Here is a 23527-nt window from a genome sequence, read left to right on the forward strand (position 1 = left end):
GTGTAGTACTTAGAGAAACATAGTGCTACCAATACCCTTCGCGACTTCGCGACTTCGCGAGCAAAAAATCTCCGCGATACTCCGTGCAAAACTTTGTGAAACTCTGTGCTACAACCCCAACCCATCAACAGCCAAAACCCCCTCAAAAAAATCAATCCCTTTCACCTCTTCAAAAAAATCAATCTCCTTGTCATGAGGCAAAAAATCCGAAACAATACGCCCTATAAAATCTTGAGGCTTCTTTAAGTACATAAACGTATAATCTTCCATATTCACACCCGTAGCTTCTGCTAAATCAGTCGTTCTAACAAACTTATCCGAAGTCAAAGACGACAAACAAGGCAATTGCAATTGAGGCTCAACATGAATAGGTTTCCCATTCTCAAACAAACCACCTTCGTAGCCATATAGAGAAGCATTCGTAATTTCGATAGGCTTACCCAAACCCAAATGAGCTGGTAATTGTGATTCTTTACCCACAACAGCCGCAAAACCCATCAACACACAAACATCATGTGCAGGCAAATGCATAAAAGCTTTAGCCGTAGCCTCACGACCAATGCCCGAAACCACAACTTCATACACATGTTTAGGATTAGGAATACGCGACAAAGCCGACAAGACTTTTTCTCGCTCTATGGACATTGGGGTTAGGATGGTTATTTTCATTGAATGAATTTTATATTTGCTCTATACCAATAGATTTAAAAAATTCAAATGTACCATCATACATAAAATTTGGTCTAGTCAAATCTTCATTATTCCCTTTCGGAATATAAATAATCATGCCCTGTCTTGCTCTTGTTAATAAAACTCTATAAGAATTAATTAAATATTTTATTCTTTCGATATTACTGCAATTTTTCCATGTTGTTCCTGTAAACTTTTTATAATTCCATTGATTATTGTTATAGAATAAATCACCATCCCAAGCAACACAAGTCCAATCCAATTCTAATCCTTGAATATCGAATTCTGTTGCAACCTCTTCCAAGAAGTAGGATGAACGAATATCTTCTTTTTCATTTAAAAACCATATTGGTGCATCAATTTTAGCTTTTACATTTAATCCAAAAGGCCTTAATCGAATAGCTCCTGACGATGCAATAATTCCTATTCTTTCTGTTCCTTTTGCTTGAATATTTAGCCATTTTTTTGCTTTTTCCAAATCACGAGTTATTCTAATAGGATAATCTTTTACAATAAACTCCTTATAAATACTATTTGCTTTTACAATATCATTATTTATAATCTCTTGAATAAAACTTGATAATTGAGCGCTTCTAAATGAACGCAAGGAAACTGACAAATGAAGTTCATCTTTTCTTTCAGCTTTTTTATTTTCTAAAATTTCTAAGGCATAATTATCCTTTATATAATTGTCATCTTCTATTATTTTTGATGAATAATAAATATCCCAATCTTTAAATTTATGATCAAAAGGTCTAATCCATTCTTCTAAACCTGCTTCTCCTGTATTAATTTCTTGTCCTCCTCCTATTAAACAGACTATTGTACACCAATCTTTATGTCTGTCCATAACTTCAATTAAGAATTCAGGTTCAGATTTATTAAATTCAGAATTTCCTTTATTTCTTTTCATAAAACTCGATGCTTGTTCCTTTGTCCAAGCCCTTTGTGCCTCATCGAATATTGTTACTTTTTCAATTGGTGCTTTGTCATCTCTTAAAGATGCATCTCTAAAATGATGGATATTTTGTATGAATGATTTAACTTGAGATTTTGCATTTTCTTTTGATAGTTTCTCTCCATTTTCAAAAGCAGACTTTACTTTATCTCTTGTTAAAGCTTCTCTTAAAACATCAACCAAAGGTCCATTTCCTGAAAGGAAAACTGCATGCTCTTCTTCAATATAATTTGAACGAATATTCGCTATATTTAAACCTGCTAATGTTTTTCCTGCTCCTGGAACACCAGTAATGAAACAAATCGATTTTTTATTATTCTTTTTTGAAAAATCAATTATTTCTGAAATACAATTTGAAGTTACAGATAAATTTTCTGCACCAGAATCACTTCTCGAAATTTCTAAAACATTATGTTTTTTATATAGAGCTGTTGCTGCTTCAATAATTGTTGGAGTAGGCTTATAAATAGATTCTTCCCAAAACTTTATATCTATCTTCTCAAAAGATTTCAAATTTTGTAGAGTATTATTAATTATATCTTTAAGATTAAAAGAATTTGCGCAAATAGTCTGATACAAGCAATCAAAACTTTTTGAATATGTATTTACAACTGAAGGAGCTTTATCAGCAATTAAGATTGGTATTAAATTTTTGTCATGACTTCCCTCATGAAAATTATTCAAGTCTAATCCATAATCAAAAGCTTGTACTTTGGCTGATTTATCATAAATATCAGAACCAATTTTAAATTCTAAAACAAAAACACAATTGTCAATAATTAAAATATTATCAACTCTTTTTCCCATTCTTGGTATTGTAAACTCAAAATAAATCTTTCCACTAAATGAATAAATAGATTGTTTTAAAATTTCAATTTGCTTTTTCCATGCATTTGACTGTTGAATAGTCAATTTATTCAAATCATAATTTCCTGAAATTTTTCCGTAAATTGAATTAACATCTTCCTTGATAAATTCTTCAATAGAATTTGAGTAGTACGACCTATTCATCGAATAAATCTTTAATTTTTACATCAAGAGCTTTGGCTAATCTTTCAACTACTTCAATAGAAACATTTCGTTCTCCTTTTTCTATTGTTGGTAAATATGTTCTGTCAATTTCAGCTAAATTTGCTAATTTTTCTTGCGACAAATTTTTTATTTTTCGCAATTCTTTTACTTTGAGTCCAAATTTTTGTTTAATATTCATAGCTTCAAAGTTTAAAAAATGAAGACTACTAAACAACGGAGTATTGTCTACAAAAAGATTATTTAAAAACAAAACCAGCCCTAAAGCTGGTTTTTTCATCACTTCGCCCCTTTTTTCTTGGGTTTCTTCTTTGCTTTCTTTTTGACTTTCGGTTGAAGCAATTCCTAGAATATCATTTAGACACCATTTTCTTAAAATAAAAAATCTACACCACTCCCAAAACGCTAACCACGCCACAATCATCCCCTTTCAGTGCATAATTCACACCATTAACCTCTTGGTAAAAAAGAATGCGCAACATAAAAAAGCGGCTGCCTTGTGGTGTATGGAGAGTAGTAATTCCTAAAGTTACTTCTTGTGTTGGGGTATCAATAGGCACTACCAAAGCATCACTTTCTTGTAAAGCATGTGCTTTTGTTGTAAAATCAAAATCATAACACAACAATTGCATCCCAACATGTGTCGCACCAACAGGGCTTTTTAAATCTTTTTTCGGACTAAAATCGAGTACCTGAAAAGTTCCTGTGACAACATCTAAAATATAACCACATTGCAAAGTTTGTACTAAACTTTTATGCACATTAAATTGAAAATTCTTAATCAATTCCTTCCCTTCAGCAGTTGCAATACCATTGGTTGCCGTTCGCTCACCCCGTAAAGAAATACCATCCAATAAAATTAATTTTCGCATTAAGGCATTCACCCTACTATACATACGGTTTTCAGCAATACCATTAGTATAAATTTTCAAAGGCTGTCTAAAAGCACTACTCATTTTAGCAGCACTTCCCATCTCCTTACCAGCATCTCTAAAAGAAGCATAATTAGGAGCCGTTTTGTATTTTTTCTTAGAAATAGATTTAGCTTTTCGAGCCACATTTTCTCCTTCTAAACGGTATAAATTTACACCATCAATAGTGCCATAAAACTGCAACAATCCTTTAACTTTTGCCATATCAAAATCCTATTAATTATAAGCCAAATATATTAAAAAATACTATTTATAGTATAGTTATAGTATAGATATAGTATAGTTACAATATAAATAATTAATAAAGCATAATTATCAGAAGATAATAATACAATAGGTTAACATAGGATAAATCAACATTAAACTGGTCAAAAAAAAATAATAAACATTATATAAAACTATACATCACCTATACAAATTCATAATTTATCCTTTGTAAATCACAGTAAAAACAGCCTAAATAGGCTATCTACAAGTGTTTTCATTTTTTCTATTTGTATAGTTTGTATAAATTCAATTTAGCATAATTATAAAATTTTACGCTTTATATTTATAAAATGGTTTTTTTATCCTATAAATTTTAACAATAATGAATAAGAACTACATTTTATTGTTTCTTTTACTAAATTATACAGCCGCTTTTAGTCAACTAGGTTTCTGCAATGGAAGTAGTGGTGCTCCTATATTTTTTGAAAACTTTGGAAGTGGATTAACGTATGGTCCACCTTTACCAGCTGGAATAACTAATTATACTTATGTTAATTCAGGTTTTCCTCAAGATGGACAATATACTTTGTATCATAGAACTAATCTCATCCCAAATTCACAAAACTGGTTGTATTCCTTAGATCACACACCTGATAACCAACCTGATGGAACCGATGGAAAATGCTTAATTGTCAATGCAAGTAATGTGCCAGGAGAATTTTACAACAGAACCGTAACAGGTTTATGTAGCAACACTACTTTTGAGTTTTCGGCTTGGGTTTTAAATATACTTAATGCAAATCCTGGAGGTTTACCTATAAATGTAACTTTTGAAATTTGGGATGCCACTGACACAATCTTACTTAAATCGGGAAGCACAGGAGATATTGCCAATACTTTTACTCCAGTTTGGAATCAATTTGGGTTGGTTTTCACTATGCCAGCAGGTCAAACTTCATTAATCCTAAAAATGAGAAATAATGGAGTCGGTGGAAACGGAAATGATTTAGCCATCGACGATATTATGTTTCGTGCTTGCGGGGAATTTAGTTCGATAACCAATGTTGGAAATCCATCAAATTCAATTACAATTTGTCAAAATGAAACCCTTACTAACAACATATTACAAGTATCAACTACCGGAACTGGTACAAATATTTACCAATGGCAAGAAAGTAACGATAACATAACTTTTACTGACATTACTGGACAAAACACAAACACTTATTTAATTCCAAATGTAACCACAACAACTTATTATAGAGTAAAAGTTGCTAATGACATTGCCAATATTAATAACAATTTTTGTTCCACACTTTCTGATGTTTTTCCTGTAAATGTCACACCCTTACCAAATACACCAGTCTCAAATGGAGACCAAACCCAATGTGCCAATCAAAACACAACACTTTCAGTTACAGTAAATGGAAATGAAAACGTTAATTGGTATGATGCTCCAACAGGTGGAAACCTAATTCAAGCCAGCAGCACAACTTACAGCACAAATATTGTAGGAACTTATTATGCAGAAGCCTATAATATTTCAGTAGGATGTAAAAGCGCAACGCGAGTAGCTGTATCACTTCTACCAATGGCCACTTTAGCATATAATGGTCCAACAACTATTTGTTCTGGAGAAACTACAACCATAAACATTACACCTTCTGATTCTACTTACACTATAAATTGGACAGCAACTTCAACTAATGTCACAGGTTTTTCAAGTGGAACTGGAGCTATAATTGCTCAAACATTAACTTATTCTGGTACAACTTTTGGAACAGTAACTTACGTAATCACACCTGTAAAAAATGGTTGTGAAGGAATGTCAGAAACTGTAGTTATTACAGTAAATTCTCAAACAAACATTACTCCTACTTTTCCAGCCATTCAAACCACTTATTGTTTAAATGCAACAGCACAATCATTACCAACAGTTTCTTCAAACAGTACTCCAATTAACGGAACTTGGAGTCCAGCAATCATTGATACTTCTGTTTTAGGAACTACTACTTACACATTCATTCCACAATCAAGTACATGCATTAATTATGCTTCATTTACACTTAATATAACAATCACAAGCGGAATCATGCCTGATTTCAATGACACTATTGCTTTTTGTTCAGGAACAAATCCACCAACCCTAAATAATATTTCTCCAAACGGAATTAGCGGTTCATGGAATCCTTCTTCAATTAACAATACAGCCTCAGCCAGCTATACTTTTACACCAAACTCTAATCAATGTGCTGTACCACAAACCATAAATGTAACTATTTTTGAACCTACACTAACTAGCATTGAATATACTACAACTGGAGCTTTTACAGAAAACCAGACAATAACTGTTTTAGCCTTTGATAATGGAAATTATTTGTACCAATTAGACAATGGAAATTTCCAAACCAATAATGTTTTTACAAATGTTTCTTCGGGTACTCATACAATAACTGTAATGGATCAAAATGGCTGTTCTCCTTCACTTTCCAAAGATTTAGTGATTATCAATTATCCTCATTTTTTTACACCAAACGGTGATGGAATTAACGATTATTGGATTATTACTGGTCTAAATAGTTTGCAAAATCCATCGGTAAGAATTTTTGACAGATACGGAAAACTAATAAAACAATTACCAACAAATACTGGTTGGGATGGAACATACAATGGCTATACATTGCCAGCTGATGACTATTGGTTTACCATTGATTTTGAAGAAAACAACATCCCTAAAACATTTAGAGCTCATTTCAGTTTATCTAGATAATAATAGCAAAATGAATGAATTTATGAAATTGTAAAATTAAATTCACTACATTTACTCAAAACCTCACATTATGGCAAAGAGTCAAGACGCAAAAAAAACAGAAAAGAAGGAACCACTAAAAACAGCTAAAGAAAAAAAAGCAGAAAAAAGAGATAAAAAGAACAATCCCAAAAGAGATTAAATGAAACAAAACACGATTCACCATCGTGTTTTTACTTTTAGAGCATATTTAAAATTACTTTCTTAGAATAATTTAACTTTTACACTAATAACTTTATTCTATTGTTAACAAATTAGCCTTGAAAAAACCATAATTAATTGTATTTTTACCGTTCCTAATTTTAATATATCAAATGGGTAAAATCATTGCAATTGCAAATCAAAAAGGTGGTGTTGGTAAAACAACAACTACAGTAAATTTAGCAGCTTCTTTAGGAGCTTTAGAAAAAAAAGTACTTTTAATTGATGCTGATCCACAAGCAAATGCTAGTAGTGGATTAGGTATCGATGTAGAATCTGTTGAAATTGGTTCCTATCAAATTTTAGAACATAGCAATACACCAGATGAAGCTACAATTTCTTGTTCTGCACCAAATGTTTGGGTAATTCCAGCTCATATTGACTTGGTTGCCATTGAAATTGAATTGGTAGATAAAGAAAATCGCGAGTACATGCTTAAAAAAGCTTTAGAAAGTGTAAAAGATCAATACGATTATATTTTAATTGATTGTGCTCCTTCTTTAGGATTGCTAACGCTGAATGCCTTAACAGCTGCTGACAGTGTAATTATTCCTATTCAATGTGAGTATTTTGCCTTAGAAGGTTTAGGTAAATTGTTAACAACAATTAAAAGTGTTCAAAAAATACACAATCCAGAATTAGATATTGAAGGTTTATTATTAACCATGTATGATAGTCGTTTGCGTCTATCAAATCAAGTGGTTGAAGAAGTGCAGAAACATTTCTCTGATATGGTTTTCAATACTATTATTCAAAGAAACATCAAGCTAAGTGAAGCTCCAAGTTTTGGAGAAAGTATTATTAATTATGATGCAACCAGTAAAGGTGCTTCAAATTATTTACATTTGGCAGAAGAAATTATAAGAAAAAATAAAGCATAAAGCATGACAAAGGCTGTAAAAAAGCAAGCATTAGGAAGAGGATTATCAGCTCTTTTAAAAGATCCTACCAATGATATCAAATCGGTAGAAGATAAAAACGCAGATAAAGTTGTAGGAAATATTGTTGAATTAGATATTAATGCTATTGAAATAAATCCTTTTCAACCTAGAACGAACTTCAATGAAGAAACTCTAAACGAATTAGCAACTTCAATTAGAGAATTAGGAGTAATCCAACCTATAACTGTTCGAAAACTTGACTTTAATAAATACCAGTTAATTTCTGGAGAAAGACGTTTAAGAGCTTCAAAAATTGTAGGACTTGAAACAGTTCCAGCTTACATTCGTATTGCTAATGATCAAGAATCGCTTGAAATGGCTTTGGTGGAAAACATTCAACGTCATGATTTAGATCCAATTGAAATTGCTTTATCTTACCAACGTTTAATTGATGAAATCAACCTTACGCAAGAACAAATGAGCGAGCGTGTTGGAAAAAAACGTTCAACTATTGCCAATTACCTTCGTTTATTAAAATTAGATCCAATCATTCAAACCGGAATTCGTGATGGTTTTATTTCAATGGGTCACGGTAGAGCCTTAATTAATGTGGAAGATGGTGATGTACAAGGAGATATTTATCATAAAATCGTTACTGAAAATTTATCAGTTCGAGATACTGAAGCTTTAGTAAAGAAATACCAAGAAAGCCTTTTGCCAAAAGCTAAAAAAACTAAAACTGATTCATTTCAGATTGACGAAGAACAAAAGAAAGTTTTTGCCCATTATTTTGGCGCAAAAGTTGACATTAAATCGGCTGGAAATGGTAAAGGAAAAATTACAATCCCTTTTCATTCAGAAGAAGATTTTGAACGTATTTTGAAACTTATAAAAGAATAGTGAAGCAAACTGTTTTCATATATTTAATCCTTTCTCTTTTTTGTAGCACTACTCTTTTTGCACAGAAACCTGAAATTATTAAATATAAAGATACGGTAGTAACAACCACAATAAATCCTTTAGCTCCTTCAAAAGCAGCTTTTTATTCGGCTATTTTACCAGGACTAGGACAAGCTTATAATAAAAAATATTGGAAAATTCCTATCGTGTATGCAGGTTTAGGAATTTCAATCTATTCCTATAATTTCAACCAAACAGAATACCATAAATATAGAGATGAATATAAAAGAAGATTGGACGGAACATCTGACCCAAATCATCCTATTTATGGAAATTTAGATAATGACCGTTTAATTAGTGCTCAAAAATTCCACCAAAGAAACAGAGATTTATCTATGCTAATTACTGTTGGAATCTATATTTTAAACATTGTTGATGCTAATGTAGATGCACATTTAATTCAGTTCAATGTAAATGACAACTTATCTATTAAACCCGATTTATATCAGAATCAATTGAATAGTAGACAAAATCTTGGTTTGAGCTTAAACTACAATTTTTAACTTAAATTAACGATTTTATACTGTAACAAATAAAAAAAATCATACACTTATACTTCATGAAAATCGCACTTTTAGGCTACGGAAAAATGGGAAAAGTTATTGAAAAAATAGCATTAGAAAGAGGTCACAAAATAGTTTTAAAAAAATCTAGCAACGATACGTTTGAAGGTTTAGAAAATGCAGATGTTGCTATTGATTTTAGTGTTCCAAATTCAGCGGTGGCTCATATTTCTGAATGCCTAAATAATAATGTTCCCATAATTTGTGGAACAACAGGTTGGTTAGACGATTATAATAAAATGGTTGAACTTTGTAAGAACAAAGATGGCAGTTTTATTTATGGTTCCAATTTTAGTTTAGGCGTTAATATCTTTTTTGAATTGAACGAATATTTAGCTAAAATGATGCACAACTTGAAACAATACAAGGTTTCAATGGAAGAAATTCATCACACACAAAAGTTAGACGCACCAAGTGGAACAGCTATTTCATTAGCAAAAGGAGTGATAGAAAATTCAGAGTTCACCAATTGGACTTTAGAAGAACCAAAAAATAACGAAATACACATAGAAGCCAAAAGAATCGAAAACGTACCCGGAACACACAGTGTTTTTTATGATTCAGAAGTAGATCAAATAGAAATTAAACATACAGCACATAGCAGAGAAGGTTTTGCACTAGGTTCAGTAATTGCTGCTGAATGGTTAGTTGGTAAAAAAGGTGTTTTCACAATGAAAGATGTGTTGGGAATTTAGAAAAGAAAATAGAACAAAGAGAATAGAAAATAGATTTTATGCGTCATAATTATAAAAATTTGAAAATATGGCAACTTGGAATTGAAATCACTAATTATATTTCTGATATTTTAATTGATTTTCCAAAGCATGAAAGATATGATTTAAGCTCTCAAATAAGCAGGTGTTCTGTTTCTATTCCAAGTGATATTGCAGAAGGTTCTTCAAGAACTAACAAAGCTTTTAGTACATTTATTGATTATTCTCTTGGTTCATCTTTTGAGTTAATCACACAATTAATTGTTGCAAAACATAGAGAATACATTAACGTAGAAACATATAATAAATTAGAAACCAAAATTGAAGAATTTCAGAGAATGACAATGTCATTTCAAAACGGACTGAATTAAGTCTATTTTCTATTCTCTATTTTCTTTACTCTTAAAAAATAAAAAAATGACAGCATTACAATGGTTATTCTTCCTACTAATAGTTCAAGTAATTCATGGATTAGGAACATGGAAATTATACATAAAAGCAGGAAGACAAGCTTGGGAAGCCTTTATTCCAGTTTATAATGCAATAGTTTTAATGCAAATTATTAATAGACCTAAATGGTATACTTTTTTACTATTTATTCCTATTATCAATCTAATAATGATTCCCGTTGTATGGGTTGAAACGATTAGAAGTTTTGGTTATAATACTACTAAAGATACTCTTTTAGTACTGATTACTTTAGGATTCTACATTTACTACATAAATTACACTCAAAACCCAACATACATTGCTGACAGAAGTTTAGTTCCTACAAATAAAATAGCTGACACCATAAGTTCTATTTTATTTGCAGTTGTTGTAGCAACTTTTGTTCACACTTATTTCATTCAACCATTTACTATTCCAACTTCTTCCTTAGAAAAATCGTTGCTGGTTGGTGATTTTCTTTTCGTTAGCAAATACAATTATGGAGCACGAACTCCTATGACTACAGTTGCTGCACCAATGGTTCATGATACAATTCCTGTTTTAAACACAAAATCATATTCTTCTTGGCCACAATTACCTTATTTTAGATTACCTGGTTACGAAAAAATAAAAAATAATGATATTGTTGTTTTTAACTGGCCTACAGATACTTTATATAATATGTATAAAGCAGCTGATAAACGTTATGACAAACCAATTGACAAAAAAACAAACTATGTAAAAAGATGCGTTGGTATAGCTGGTGATTCACTAGAAATTAGAAATGGATTTGTTTTTATAAATGGAAAACAACTAATCCTTCCAGAAAGAGCAAAGCCACAATATTTTCATAAAGTGTATTCAAAGAATGGTGTTTCTTCAGAAACAATGATGAAATACAATTCGACTGAATTTACAAGAAATTATATTGTAGCATTCAATAATCAAAATCAGATTAATGCACTAAGACCCTATTTAAGAAATGTTGAACAAAGAGAAGACAACTCTTATTTATTGACAACTGGAGCTGGTGGAATTCCAGTTTCAGTTATTAATTCTAATAACATATCTATACAAGAAGTAAATAATACAGAAAAAGAAGTAAATCTTACTATAGCTAATGCTGAATTACTTGTAAAAAACAAAGAAGTTGATTCTGCAATCAGAATAATAAATTATAAAAAGGATATTGACAAAAGTATATTCCCTTATAATAAAAATTGGACAATTGATAACTTTGGTCCAATTTACATCCCAAAGAAAGGTGCAAGTGTCGAGTTAAATAGAGAAACCCTTCCTTTTTACAAAAGAATAATTAATGAATATGAAAAAAATGAATTAAAAGTAAATGGTAATGAAATAAGAATTAACGGTCAAATTGCTACTTCATATACATTTAAACAAGATTACTATTGGATGATGGGTGATAATAGGCAAAATTCATTAGATGCAAGATATTTTGGTTTCACACCAGAGGATCACGTTGTTGGAAAACCAATCTTTATTTGGATGAGTTGGGATTCAAATGCAAAAGGAATCATGAATAAAATTCGTTGGGAAAGGTTATTTACTACAGTAAGTGGTGAAGGTCAACCGCAATCGTATTTTAAATATTTCTTATTCTTGTTAGCGGCTTATTTTGCATTTGATTATTTTAGAAGTAAAAAGAAAAACAAAGAAGTGTAACAAAAAATAGCCACAGATTCACAGATAAGTTTTTTTAAATCTGTGAATCTATGGTGAAAAAAGTAGTAAGCTTTCTACGAATTAAACATAAAAAATGAAAACCATACTTCATCCAACTTACTTCCCTTCTATCAGTCATTATATTGCAATGGTTCAAGCTGATGAATTAGTATTTGAAGTGGATGACAATTTTCAAAAGCAAACCAACAGAAATAGAATGTACATTTATAGTGCAAATGGACTTCAAATGTTGAATATTCCTGTTAAACATTCCAAAGAAAAGCATCAAAAATATAAAGATATTATTATTGAAGATGCTTTTGATTGGCAAAAAAATCATTTCAAATCTTTAGAAGCTTCCTATCGAACTTCTCCATTTTTTGAATATTTTGAAGATGATATTTTACCCGTTTTCCAAAATAAGCACAAATTTTTAATGGATTTAAATTTCCAAATATTTGATATTGTGAATGAATGTTTAGGTATTGATTTACCATTTTCAAAAACGGAAGAATATTTTCACACAATTGAAAATACAAATGATTATCGTTATTTAGCTAACGGAAAAAAAGATACTACTACAATTGAACCTTACACGCAAGTTTTTGATGACAAACATAATTTTATCAATAATTTAAGTATTCTAGATTTATTATTCAACGAAGGAAGACGTGCTGTTGACTATTTAAAACAACAAAGTTTATAAACTTATTTCTTTGTTTTCTTTAATTCTAACCTTGTAGAAAGCGGAAAATGATCACTGTTGAAAAAAGTATCAAATGATTGATATTGCTTTACTTCAAAATCTTTCTCTACTAACAAATAATCAATTCTTGCAGGATAATATTTGAAGTTATACGATTTTCCAAAGCCTGAACCGGCTTCTTCAAAAGCATCTTTTAAATCTCCTTTTATCAAACGATATACGTATGAAAATGCACTGTTGTTCATATCACCACAAATAATTTTCGGTAATTTACAATCATCTACGTTTTTCTTAATTAATTCTGCTTGTATTTGTTGCTCTCTAAAAGCAGAACTGATGCGTTTAAAAATAAATTTTGATTTCTCTTCATCTATATTATCATTGATATCTGTACTTATTTTTACGGATTGCATATGCATACTATACACTCTAACGGTATCTTTTTGACGTAAAATATCTGCGTAAATAACTTTATTAGATGAATTTGGAAAAGAAATTTCTCCTTTGTCTATTATTTTAAATTTGGAAAAAATAGCTTGACCATATTTGTTTTTCTTTCCTTCAACATTAATATAGTTGAATTTAAATTGCTTAAAATTTATAGAATCTACTGGTGAAAATTCTTGTATACAAAGTATGTCTGGATTTTCTTTTGAAACAAATTTACTAATTTCTTGAGGCACATTTTTTTTAGGTAACCATTCATACAAATTGAATAATCGCACATTATAACTCATTATTGTGAAGTCATTTTCCGATTTTGACAGATTGGTTTCCGAAAATTTATATAATTTATTAATGAAGGTTATTCCTAACAATAAGACAATCCCAGAAATGAACATATATTTTTTTAACTGTAACAACCAATACACAAAAAACAAGAAATTAAGTATCAAAAGTAAAGGCAAAAGCAAAGAAAGTACACTCAAAAAAGGAAATAACTTTGGAGCCAAAAAAGGTAAAACATACGCAAGTATTGTAACTACAAAGAGTACAATATTTAAAAAACGCATAATTTTACTTAACCAAGTTTGGTTTTTCATTTTTGTTTATTTTCCCAATTTAAAAAGAAATTCTTTTTCTTCTTTTGACAAACTATCATAGCCTGACTTACTAATTTTATCCAAAATATCATCAACTCTTTTTTGCTCAACATCTGTTTTTGCAACTTTTGAAAGATTTGATGAAGCTTTATTAACATGAACTTTTGAAAAAGGAGTTTTCTTCTTAACTGGTCTTTTAAAAGAAATTTTAGCAAATGGTTTTGCTAAATCTGTCCCTCTTTTCAACAAAAATACATATAAGAAACCGAAAAACGCTCCTGAAAGATGCACAATATGTCCACCAGTATTAACTAGTAACAATTGTAAAATGTCTATGGTAAGAATCAAAGCTGTTATATGCCATAATTTTATCCTTCCAATTAATGGAATTTGCAAAATATAATAAGGTGAATAAGCTGTTGCGGCAACCAATAAAGTCATTACTGAACCACTTGCTCCAACAACTGGAGTTCTAATTCCTAAAAAATAATAAATCAATACAAAAATTAATCCTCCAAAAACACCTCCTAATAAATAAACAACTAAAAATTGTTTTTCCGTGAAAAAGGTAAGAAAAAATCGGCTTACAAAATGCAACATCAACATATTAAACAGTAGATGAATAAATCCTGAATGCACAAACATATAGGAAATTAATGTCCATGGTTTGGTTGCTAAATCATACAATGAAGAGTAAAGAACAAGCCAATTTGGAAAAGAAAAATTGCCTGATTTAAAATTATAAAAGAAAATAATTGTCAATACAAAAACACCTATGTTCCAAAAAATAACTTTTTGAACAATACCATTATTTGAATATTGGTTTTTTAAATCTTGGAAAATATTCATGTGCAAAAATTACGAATTATAAATGCTCCTTTTTAATTCTAAATTCTAATTCCAACGCTTGTCGTTAAACTGATTTTTCTTCCAATACCACATCATTAAATAACCACACAAAGCTCCACCTAAATGGGCAAAATGAGCAATTCCTGTTCCACCATCTCCAAAAATAGAATTTCCTTTTAAACCTAAAATTAAATCAATTACTAAAATTCCTGGTACAAAATATTTGGCTTTAATTGGCACTGGAATAAACATTAGAGCTAACTCTGCATTTGGGTATAAAAAAGCAAACGCAACTAATAATCCATATATTGCTCCAGAAGCTCCAACAGCTGTTCCTATGAAAGCTTGAATCATGTTATTAAATGTACTTCCATCTAAAATTTCTTGCCAAGAAGTATCAAACTTTCCTTGGTTTAATACAGTCATAATTTGTGTTTTATCAACTCCATTTGCTGTCAAAGTACTCAATCCTTCATGAAATTGATAATAATTAAAACCAGAATGTAAAAGTGCTGAACCTAAACCACAAGAAATATAGAAAAATATAAATTTTTTAGCTCCCCAACGATGCTCTAAAGCACTTCCAAAAGAATATAAAGCAAACATATTGAAAGCTATATGCATTATTCCTCCATGCATAAACATATGTGTCAGTGGTTGCCAAATTTTGAATTTTTCATTTTCAAAATAATGTAACGCTAAAATTTCATAAGAAGCTGGTACTAATTGACTTCCAATGAAAAATAATATATTAATAATCAACAGCTGTTTGACTGTTTCTGTGATGTTCATCATAAAGAAAATCGTTTATCTAAATCATCAACCGTTAAAGTGATGAAAGTGGGTTTATGAAAAGGTGAAATATTGGGATCTTTGCAGGCAAATAGTGCATTTACCATATTGTCAATCTCCAATTGAGTTAAATATGTTCCTGTTTTTATAGCCAAACTATTGGCCATAGATTTAGCTATACTGTCATTTTGCGAAAAGCTATTCTGAGGAAAATCTTGCTGTAAATCTGATACTAAATCGTCTAATAAACTTGGTACTTTACTTTCTTGAACATTTGCTGGAATTGCAGAAAAAATGACAGTTTCTTTAGTAAATTTATCAAAAACAAATCCTGTATGTTCTAATTGAACTTTCAACTCTTGCAATAATTCAAGTTCTTGTGAAGACATTATGATAGATAAAGGAAACAATAGTTGTTGGCTATTTCCTTTCAAAATCGTCATGTTCGTTAAAAACTGTTCGTATAAAATTCGTTGATGAGCTTTTCGTTGATCAATGATTAACAAACCTGATTTTATAGGACTGACTATATATTTTTTCTGTAATTGATAGTTTTTTTGAACTACAGATTCAATTTCTACATCATCAAACAAAGAAGTGGCTACTTCATCTGCTTCATAATGATTATTTTTTGATTGAAATTCATCTGTTAATCCAACATATAAACTTTCCCAGTTGGCTGTTTCTTTCTTCTGATAAACTTGTCGTACTGGCTTATCTTCTGATTGTTTAAAAGGATTAAATGTAGCATCAAATTCAACTACAGGAATATCTGCTTCTTTTTTTGAATAATCATAAGGAGTATCTAAATTAGAATCGCGTTCAAAATCTAAAACAGGTGACACATTAAATTGTCCTAAACTATGTTTTATACTAGCTCTTAAAATAGCATAAATAGATTGCTCATCATCAAACTTAATTTCTGTTTTTGTGGGATGAATATTAATATCTATAGTATGTTTAGGTACATCAAAAAATAAAAAATAGGAAGGTTGTGTTCCATCTCTTAATAAACCTTCATAAGCACTCATAATTGCATGGTGCAAATACCCACTTTTAATATATCTATCATTAACAAATAAAAATTGTTCTCCTTTATTTTTCTTAGCAAATTCAGGTTTTGATACAAATCCGTGAATAGAAACTATATCAGTATTCTCTGTTACTGGAACTAATTTTTCATTGGTTTTCCCAGCAAAAAGATTTACAATTCGTTGTCTGTAATTTGAAATAGGTAAGTTGGCATATTCTTCACCATTGTGATACATGATGAAATGTATGTTTGGATGTGCCAATGCAACACGTTGAAATTCATCTACAATATGTCTAAATTCAACGGTATCTGATTTTAAGAAATTACGACGAGCTGGAATATTATAAAAAAGATTTTTAACTGAAAAAGAAGTTCCTTTAGGAGAAACAACAACATCTTGAGAAGTAAATTTACTACCTTCAATGATGATATGAGTTCCTAATTCTTCAACTTCTAATTTGGTTTTTAATTCCACATGAGCAATAGCAGCAATTGAGGCTAAAGCTTCTCCACGAAATCCTTTGGTGTGCAAATCAAATAAGTCTTCTGCATTTTTTATTTTGGAAGTTGCATGACGATCAAAACACATTCTAGCATCAATAACATTCATACCAGAACCGTTATCAATAACTTGAATTAGAGTTTTGCCAGCTTCTTTTATAATAAGTTTAATTTCAGTAGCTTTTGCATCTACTGCATTTTCAATCAATTCTTTAACTACTGAAGCAGGACGTTGTACCACTTCTCCAGCTGCAATTTGATTGGCAACGTGATCAGGTAATAATTTTATTTTTGCTGACATTAATATAAATCGATATTTAGCGAACGTAAGATGAAATAACAAACTAAAATTAAAACTCCTGCAATAATAGCTATTCTAAAACTACTAGATCTTGAAGAGTGCATTTTACTTTCAGCATGCCAACCCGATCTAAAATTAATACGTTTTTCCGTATCTCTTAATAGTCGTCTATTCTCCAGTCTTTGTTCTCTTTGTTCTTTTTGTTCATCATAATAGCGAGGTTGATAGTCAAACTTTCTATAAGAATGAAGTCTTAACAATGATTTAATAAACATAGCATTTTGTTATTTAAATAATAATCAAATTTACAGAATTATTAGCTAAAAGCCATAAAAAAACCTACTCAAATGAGTAGGTTAACTATTTTTTAAGTGAATTTAACCCAAAGTTACCATTTTGATGGCAGCTATTGCAGCTTCAACTCCTTTATTTCCGTGTTTTCCACCACTTCTATCAAGCGATTGTTGTTTGTTGTTATCTGTTAAAAGACAAAAAATTGTAGGAACATCATACATTAAGTTTAAATCTTTTATGCCTTGGGTAACACCTTCACAAACATATTCAAAATGCATGGTTTCTCCCTTAATCAGTGAACCAATTACAATAACTACATCAACTTCTCCTTGTTCGTGCATTTTCTTAGCACCAAAAATCAATTCAAAACTTCCAGGAACATTCCATCTTACAATGTTTTCTGACAAAGCACCACAATCTAATAATGTATCAAAAGCACCTTTAAAAAGTCCTTCAGTTACATCATCATTCCATTCTGAAACAACAATCCCAAACCGAAAATCTTTCACGTTTGGGATTGTGTTTTTATCGTAATTAGATAAATTTTTATTTTCTGTTGCCATGTTTATTCAACTCTTGCAATGTATCCGTCAATATTTGTAGCTTCTGTAGAAGTACTATATTTTTCTTTAATTGTTTGAAATGATTTTAAAGCCGCTTCATTTTTTCCATTCATCATAGCTAGCAAACCATGCTTCATTAAATATCTTGGAGATGTAAAATCATTATCAGAAGCTTCAGCAGCTTTTAAATAATATGAAAGGGCATCATCAACTTTTTTCAATTCAGAAAATGAATCACCAATAGCTCCTAAGGCAATTGGTTTTAACATTTCGTCATCAGAAGAAAATTTCTCTAAATGCTCCACTGCTTTTTTGTAATCTTTTAAATTCAAATAAGACATTCCAGCATAGTATTGAGCTAAATTAGCTGATTTAGTTCCAGAATATTCTGAGATAATTCCTTCAAAACCTAATTTTCCTTCACCACCTTTTAAAGCTAAAGTGAATAAAGAATCTGGAGCTGCTTGTGCATCAACCGCTTGTTTAAAATATTGTTGTGCTTGAAACATTTCGTTAACCGCTTTTTCTTCGTTTGGTTCAACAACAAATCTCATATAAGCAAAATAAGCTACTAATAAAACTACAATTGCTACAACAACACCCATTATCCATTTTTGATTTTTAACAACCCAGTCTTCTGCTTTATTAGCTTGAACGTCTAAGGTTTCAAAAACTTCTGCTGTGGTGCTTTCACCATCATAAGTTTCATCTATTTCATTACTTGCATCATCTGCAATATCTTTTGGTTTAGGTGCTTTATATCCTCTTTTGTTATACGTTGCCATCTACTTTTAATTTAATGAGGTGCAAAAATATAACTTTTATTGAATAAGCCATAAAAAATTTAAGAAAATTAAAAACATTCTCTCTATTATTATTCCATTAATTACCCTTAAATTTGTGCTTTATAAAATTTTCAACTTTAAAACCCCAAATTTTACTAGTGTTTTTAAAATCCATTTCTTTACTCAATTACAAGAATATAAACGACTTACAGTTTGATTTTGATACTAAAATCAACAGTTTTGTGGGTAAAAACGGTGTTGGCAAAACCAATGTACTTGATGCAATTTATCACTTGGCTTATGGTAAAAGTTATTTTAATCCTTTAGCCAGTCAAAACATAAAACACGGTGAAGATTTTTTTGTAATTGATGGAGTTTTTGAAAAAGAGAAAAAAGAAGAAAAGGTTGTTTGTAGTTTAAAGAAAGGACAAAAAAAAACCATAAAACGCAATGGAAAAGTCTACGAAAAACTTTCAGAACATATTGGTTTTATTCCTTTAGTTATAATCTCTCCATCAGATTCAGACTTAATTACTGAAGGAAGCGAAACGCGTAGAAAATTTATTGATAGTGTAATTTCTATCTTAGATAATTCTTATTTAAACGAATTGATTCATTATCAAAAATTAGTTTCTCAACGAAATGCTTTACTAAAATACTTTGCTCTTAATCAAATTTTTGACAAAGATAATTTAGCAATCTACGATGAACCTATTGCTGAAATTGGTTTGAAAATTTTCACAAAAAGACAGCAATTTTTAGAAAATTTCATTCCAATTTTCCAAAAACACCATCAAACAATTACAAATTCTGCCGAAAAAGTTCAGTTAAGATACGATAGTCAGTTGTTTGAAAATTCATTAGAAAATTTATTGAAAAATAATTTGGCAAAAGACAAAGCCTTACAATATACCTCTGTAGGAATTCATAAAGATGATTTATCTTTTGAAATTGATGGTTTTCCAATCAAAAAATTCGGTTCACAAGGCCAACAAAAATCGTTTTTAATTGCTTTAAAATTGGCTCAATTTGAATTCATCAAAGAGAAAAGTGGTGTTTTACCAATTCTATTATTCGATGATATTTTTGATAAATTAGATGAAACTCGTGTTCAAAAAATAGTTTCTATGGTCAATAATGATGTTTTCGGACAAATTTTTATTACTGATACTCACGAAGAAAGAACAGAATCAATTATCCAATCAACACATCAATCATATAAAGTATTTAGATTATAGGTTATTAGAAAGAGAAACCAATCACCTCTAACCTTTTGCCTATTACCATTAAAAGATTACATTTACACTTTAATTTTTACCTATGAATTTTCAGTCAAATTTTCAATTAAAAGAGTACAATACATTTGGTATTTCAGCTTTAGCTAAAGAGTTTGTTGCAGTAACAAACACTACTGAATTAGCTTCTGTTCTTAAATCAAATCAAGATATTTTTGTACTTGGTGGTGGAAGCAATATGTTGTTGACTCAAAATATTGAAAAATTGGTCGTTCATATCAATTTTAAAGGTATTGAAATCGTAAAAGAAGATGAAAATCATGTTTGGATAAAAGCTCAAGCTGGAGAAAATTGGCATGAATTTGTATTGTACTGCATTGAACATAACTTCGGTGGAATTGAAAATTTATCACTAATTCCTGGAAACGTTGGCACTACTCCAATTCAAAATATTGGTGCCTATGGTGTTGAAATTAAAGATACTTTCGATAATTGTACAGCTATGGAAATAGCTACTCAAAAATTAAAATCATTTGACAAAACAACTTGTAATTTTGGTTATAGAGAAAGTATTTTCAAAAATGAATTGAAAAATCAATACATCATTACTGATGTTACTTTCAAATTAACCAAGAAAAACCATAAAATCAATACATCTTATGGGGCAATTGATACCGAATTGGAAAAAGATAACATCACAAATCCTACTTTAAAACAAGTCAGTAATGCAGTAATTGCGATTCGTCAAAGTAAATTACCAAACCCAAAAGAGCTTGGAAATAGCGGAAGTTTCTTCAAAAATCCTATTATTTTAAAAGCTGATTACGATAAAATTAAAAATAATCACCCAGAAATGCCTCATTATGTAGTTTCTGAAACTGAAGTCAAAGTTCCTGCTGGTTGGTTAATAGAACAAGCTGGTTTCAAAGGAAAACGTTTTGGTGATGCTGGAATTCATAAAAATCAAGCTTTGGTTTTAGTGAATTATGGCAACGCAACTGGACAAGAAATTTTAGCCGTTTCAAAAGACATTCAACAAACTATTTTTGAGAAATTCGGAATTCATATTGAAGCTGAAGTAAATATCATTTAGAAAAATTCTGAATTCTAAATTCTAAATTCTAAATTTCTCCGTATCTTTGTACCAAATAAAAATTACACATTAAAGATGAAACTTATTTTACTTACCGTAGGTTTATTAGCTCTTGCTTTTGCTGGAATTGCGATTAAAATATGGGCTAAAAAAGATGGTAAATTTTCTGGAACTTGTGCTAGCCAAAGTCCGTTTTTAAATAAAGATGGAGAAAGTTGTGGTTTTTGTGGAAAAACTCCAGAACAAATGAAAGATTGTACAGAGACAACTCATAACTAATTTATCTAAATGGAAATGATTTTATTCGTTTTGCTTTATTCATTTATAGCAATAGTTGTCATTCAATTTATTTATTATATCGGAATTTTTGGTCAATTTACATTTGCAAAAAAACAAGATATTACGCCAAAAAAAGTTCCTGTTTCAGTAATTGTTTGTGCAAAAAACGAAGCTGAAAACGTAAAGAAATTTTTTCCTCTTTTAATCAATCAAAATTATTCAGATTATGAAATTGTCTTAATTGATGATGCTTCTAGTGATGATACTTTGGATATTTTTGAGGAATTTGAAAAGCAATACTCAAATGTAAAGTTGGTTAAAGTTGAAAACAACGAAGCTTTTTGGGGAAACAAAAAATTTGCTTTAACATTAGGAATAAAAGCAGCCACTAAAGATTATTTAGTTTTTATTGATGCAGACTGTTATCCAAATTCAAAAGATTGGTTACAACAAATTACGGCACAATTTACCATGAAAAAAACTATCGTTTTAGGTTATGGTGCTTATGATAAAATTAAGAATTCATTTTTAAATAAAATTATCCGATACGAGACCATGCTAACAGCTGTTCAATATTTTTCTTGGGCAGATATCGGCAAACCTTATATGGGTGTTGGTCGAAACTTAGCTTATAAAAAATCGGTTTTCTTTGATAATCGTGGATTTATGGATCATATGAGAGTTCGTTCTGGAGATGATGATTTATTTGTTAACCAAGCTGCTAATAAAGAAAACACTACTGTAATATATTCACCTGAAAGCTTTACCTACTCAACACCAAGAACAAGTTTTAAAGATTGGTTTAACCAAAAAAGAAGACACGTAACAACTGCCAAATTATACAAAACTTTTGATAAATTCCAATTGGGATTATATTTTCTATCACAAGTTTTATTCTTTGTTTTAGCTATCATACTTTTAGCTTTTCAATTTCAATGGATGATTGTTTTAGGAATTGTAGTGTTTAGATATATATTCACCTGGATTTCATTAGGTTATGGAGCTGGAAAATTAAAAGAAAAAGATGTAATGTATTGGTTTCCAATTATCGAATTAGTTCTTATATTTACACATATCAATATATTCATTACTAATATTTTCTCTAAACCTGTGCATTGGAAGTAACATCAATTATCATACAAACTAACATAGAAAAAGCACAAATGGGTGACCAAGTAGCTTTTACTTTTTTATTAGATTTCTATTGGAATGAAGTTTATGGTTTTATGATAAAACGCACAGAAGACGAAACTGACACAGAAGATATTGTAATAGAAACTTTTGCCAAAGCTTTTGATAAAATTGGAACTTATAATCCCGAATACGGATTTAATACTTGGTTAATTGCTATTGCCAAAAATGTTCATATAGATATGCTTCGCAAAAAGAAATCTTCTCTTTTTGTTGATAACAATGATGATTCAAATTATGCAAACTCTATTATGGATGATTCTCCAACTGCAGAAGATGATTTAATTACGGAACAAAATTTAGCTCAACTACTACTTTGTATTAAAGAATTAAAACCTGCTTATCAGGAAGTAATTCAAATGCGTTATTTTCAAGAAATGAGTTACCAAGATATGGCTGACCAATTAGAAGAACCATTGAACAACATCAAAATTAAACTTTTAAGAGGTAAGAAATTGTTGGCTGAGATTATTAAGAAGAAGTAGTTTTATTAAATTCCAAAAATGAAAATTTCTGACTTCTAATTCTAAATTCTAAATTCATTATAGTATCTTTGCTTTTCAAATTTTATATTGATGAACAACGCTATAGAAAATGTACTTCCACCAAGAGAACCAAAACCAAAATGGCTTCGTGTAAAACTTCCTACAGGAAAAAAATACACCGAACTTCGTGGTTTGGTTGATAAATACAAACTAAATACAATTTGTGCATCTGGAAGTTGTCCTAACATGGGTGAATGTTGGGGTGAAGGAACTGCAACATTTATGATTTTAGGAAATATTTGTACGCGTTCTTGTGGTT

The 23527-nt window shown here is 30.1% G+C and carries 24 protein-coding genes and 1 pseudogene; 14 read left to right on the top strand and 11 right to left on the bottom strand.

The genetic code is table 11. From position 1 onward, the window contains the following. Positions 1–108: 108 nt before the first annotated feature. Genes AABJ49_RS13165 through AABJ49_RS13180 form a run of 4 tightly spaced genes read right to left on the bottom strand, consistent with a single transcriptional unit; the run spans position 109 to position 3813 of the window. Positions 109–669 (bottom strand): hypothetical protein, encoded by a 561-nt coding sequence (locus AABJ49_RS13165; RefSeq protein WP_338378752.1) that lies wholly within the window; start codon positions 667–669, stop codon positions 109–111. 10 nt (positions 670–679) lie between these two features. Next, entirely contained in the window at positions 680–2659 is a 1980-nt protein-coding gene (locus AABJ49_RS13170) for a DUF2075 domain-containing protein (protein ID WP_338378753.1), read from the bottom strand. Next, the gene (locus AABJ49_RS13175; RefSeq protein WP_338378754.1) at positions 2652–3101 is read right to left on the bottom strand and encodes a helix-turn-helix transcriptional regulator; all 450 of its coding nucleotides are present in this window, start codon (positions 3099–3101) and stop codon (positions 2652–2654) included. Before AABJ49_RS13175 ends, AABJ49_RS13170 begins: the two co-directional genes overlap by 8 nt. After that, positions 3064–3813 (bottom strand): hypothetical protein, encoded by a 750-nt coding sequence (locus AABJ49_RS13180; protein WP_338378755.1) that lies wholly within the window; start codon positions 3811–3813, stop codon positions 3064–3066. Before AABJ49_RS13180 ends, AABJ49_RS13175 begins: the two co-directional genes overlap by 38 nt. 385 nt (positions 3814–4198) lie before the next feature. Here AABJ49_RS13180 and AABJ49_RS13185 point away from each other — a divergent pair, with 385 nt between their 5' ends. From AABJ49_RS13185 to AABJ49_RS13220, 8 genes are all read left to right on the top strand, one after another. Next, complete coding sequence (locus AABJ49_RS13185; RefSeq protein ID WP_338378756.1) at positions 4199–6586, top strand: T9SS type B sorting domain-containing protein; 2388 nt, start codon at positions 4199–4201, stop codon at positions 6584–6586. Positions 6587–6939: 353 nt separating this feature from the next. Next, complete coding sequence (locus tag AABJ49_RS13190) at positions 6940–7707, top strand: AAA family ATPase (protein WP_338378757.1); 768 nt, start codon at positions 6940–6942, stop codon at positions 7705–7707. A gap of 3 nt (positions 7708–7710) precedes the next feature. After that, a complete protein-coding gene (locus AABJ49_RS13195) occupies positions 7711–8607 on the top strand; it encodes a ParB/RepB/Spo0J family partition protein (protein WP_338378758.1) in 897 nt (298 codons plus the stop codon). After that, positions 8607–9170, top strand: a complete 564-nt coding sequence (locus AABJ49_RS13200; protein WP_338378759.1) for a DUF5683 domain-containing protein — start codon at positions 8607–8609, stop codon at positions 9168–9170. The genes AABJ49_RS13195 and AABJ49_RS13200 overlap by 1 nt, the downstream gene beginning before the upstream one ends. Positions 9171–9226: 56 nt before the next feature. Further along, on the top strand, positions 9227–9925 hold the full coding sequence (gene dapB, locus AABJ49_RS13205) for a 4-hydroxy-tetrahydrodipicolinate reductase (RefSeq protein ID WP_338378760.1): 699 nt from the start codon (positions 9227–9229) through the stop codon (positions 9923–9925). A 38-nt stretch (positions 9926–9963) separates the two neighbouring features. Beyond that, positions 9964–10314: a four helix bundle protein gene (locus tag AABJ49_RS13210; RefSeq protein ID WP_338378761.1), complete on the top strand. Its 351-nt coding sequence runs from the start codon at positions 9964–9966 to the stop codon at positions 10312–10314. Positions 10315–10360: 46 nt separating this feature from the next. Further along, positions 10361–12058 (top strand): signal peptidase I, encoded by a 1698-nt coding sequence (gene lepB / locus AABJ49_RS13215; protein WP_338378762.1) that lies wholly within the window; start codon positions 10361–10363, stop codon positions 12056–12058. Between the two features lie 94 nt (positions 12059–12152). Further along, on the top strand, positions 12153–12764 hold the full coding sequence (locus tag AABJ49_RS13220; protein WP_338378763.1) for a WbqC family protein: 612 nt from the start codon (positions 12153–12155) through the stop codon (positions 12762–12764). 2 nt (positions 12765–12766) lie between these two features. On the opposite strand, the gene AABJ49_RS13225 is transcribed toward AABJ49_RS13220, so the two are convergent. The 7 genes from AABJ49_RS13225 to AABJ49_RS13255 form a co-directional block, all read right to left on the bottom strand. Then, complete coding sequence (locus tag AABJ49_RS13225; protein ID WP_338378764.1) at positions 12767–13807, bottom strand: endonuclease/exonuclease/phosphatase family protein; 1041 nt, start codon at positions 13805–13807, stop codon at positions 12767–12769. Between the two features lie 6 nt (positions 13808–13813). Beyond that, entirely contained in the window at positions 13814–14656 is an 843-nt protein-coding gene (locus AABJ49_RS13230) for a rhomboid family intramembrane serine protease (RefSeq protein ID WP_338378765.1), read from the bottom strand. A gap of 45 nt (positions 14657–14701) precedes the next feature. Then, positions 14702–15451, bottom strand: a complete 750-nt coding sequence (locus AABJ49_RS13235) for a rhomboid family intramembrane serine protease (RefSeq protein ID WP_338378766.1) — start codon at positions 15449–15451, stop codon at positions 14702–14704. Then, complete coding sequence (gene mutL, locus AABJ49_RS13240) at positions 15448–17283, bottom strand: DNA mismatch repair endonuclease MutL (protein ID WP_338378767.1); 1836 nt, start codon at positions 17281–17283, stop codon at positions 15448–15450. The genes AABJ49_RS13235 and mutL overlap by 4 nt, the downstream gene beginning before the upstream one ends. Continuing rightward, positions 17283–17558 (bottom strand): hypothetical protein, encoded by a 276-nt coding sequence (locus AABJ49_RS13245; protein WP_338378768.1) that lies wholly within the window; start codon positions 17556–17558, stop codon positions 17283–17285. Before AABJ49_RS13245 ends, mutL begins: the two co-directional genes overlap by 1 nt. A gap of 102 nt (positions 17559–17660) precedes the next feature. Next, complete coding sequence (ribH, locus tag AABJ49_RS13250; RefSeq protein WP_338378769.1) at positions 17661–18140, bottom strand: 6,7-dimethyl-8-ribityllumazine synthase; 480 nt, start codon at positions 18138–18140, stop codon at positions 17661–17663. A 2-nt stretch (positions 18141–18142) separates the two neighbouring features. Next, a complete protein-coding gene (locus AABJ49_RS13255; RefSeq protein ID WP_338378770.1) occupies positions 18143–18925 on the bottom strand; it encodes a tetratricopeptide repeat protein in 783 nt (260 codons plus the stop codon). A 158-nt stretch (positions 18926–19083) separates the two neighbouring features. On the opposite strand from AABJ49_RS13255, the gene recF reads away from it, so the two are divergent. From recF to AABJ49_RS13285, 6 genes and pseudogenes are all read left to right on the top strand, one after another. Further along, complete coding sequence (gene recF, locus AABJ49_RS13260; RefSeq protein WP_338378771.1) at positions 19084–20163, top strand: DNA replication and repair protein RecF; 1080 nt, start codon at positions 19084–19086, stop codon at positions 20161–20163. An 82-nt stretch (positions 20164–20245) separates the two neighbouring features. Continuing rightward, positions 20246–21253 (top strand): UDP-N-acetylmuramate dehydrogenase, encoded by a 1008-nt coding sequence (murB, locus tag AABJ49_RS13265; protein WP_338378772.1) that lies wholly within the window; start codon positions 20246–20248, stop codon positions 21251–21253. Positions 21254–21328: 75 nt separating this feature from the next. Continuing rightward, positions 21329–21532 (top strand): membrane or secreted protein, encoded by a 204-nt coding sequence (locus AABJ49_RS13270; protein ID WP_338378773.1) that lies wholly within the window; start codon positions 21329–21331, stop codon positions 21530–21532. An 18-nt stretch (positions 21533–21550) separates the two neighbouring features. Further along, positions 21551–22657: a glycosyltransferase gene (locus AABJ49_RS13275; RefSeq protein ID WP_338378774.1), complete on the top strand. Its 1107-nt coding sequence runs from the start codon at positions 21551–21553 to the stop codon at positions 22655–22657. A gap of 5 nt (positions 22658–22662) precedes the next feature. Next, on the top strand, positions 22663–23208 hold the full coding sequence (locus AABJ49_RS13280; RefSeq protein ID WP_338378775.1) for a sigma-70 family RNA polymerase sigma factor: 546 nt from the start codon (positions 22663–22665) through the stop codon (positions 23206–23208). Between the two features lie 90 nt (positions 23209–23298). Beyond that, positions 23299–23527 (top strand): annotated as a pseudogene (locus tag AABJ49_RS13285) (lipoyl synthase); the annotation flags it as partial.

The organism is uncultured Flavobacterium sp. (assembly GCF_963922255.1).
Lineage (GTDB): Bacteria > Bacteroidota > Bacteroidia > Flavobacteriales > Flavobacteriaceae > Flavobacterium.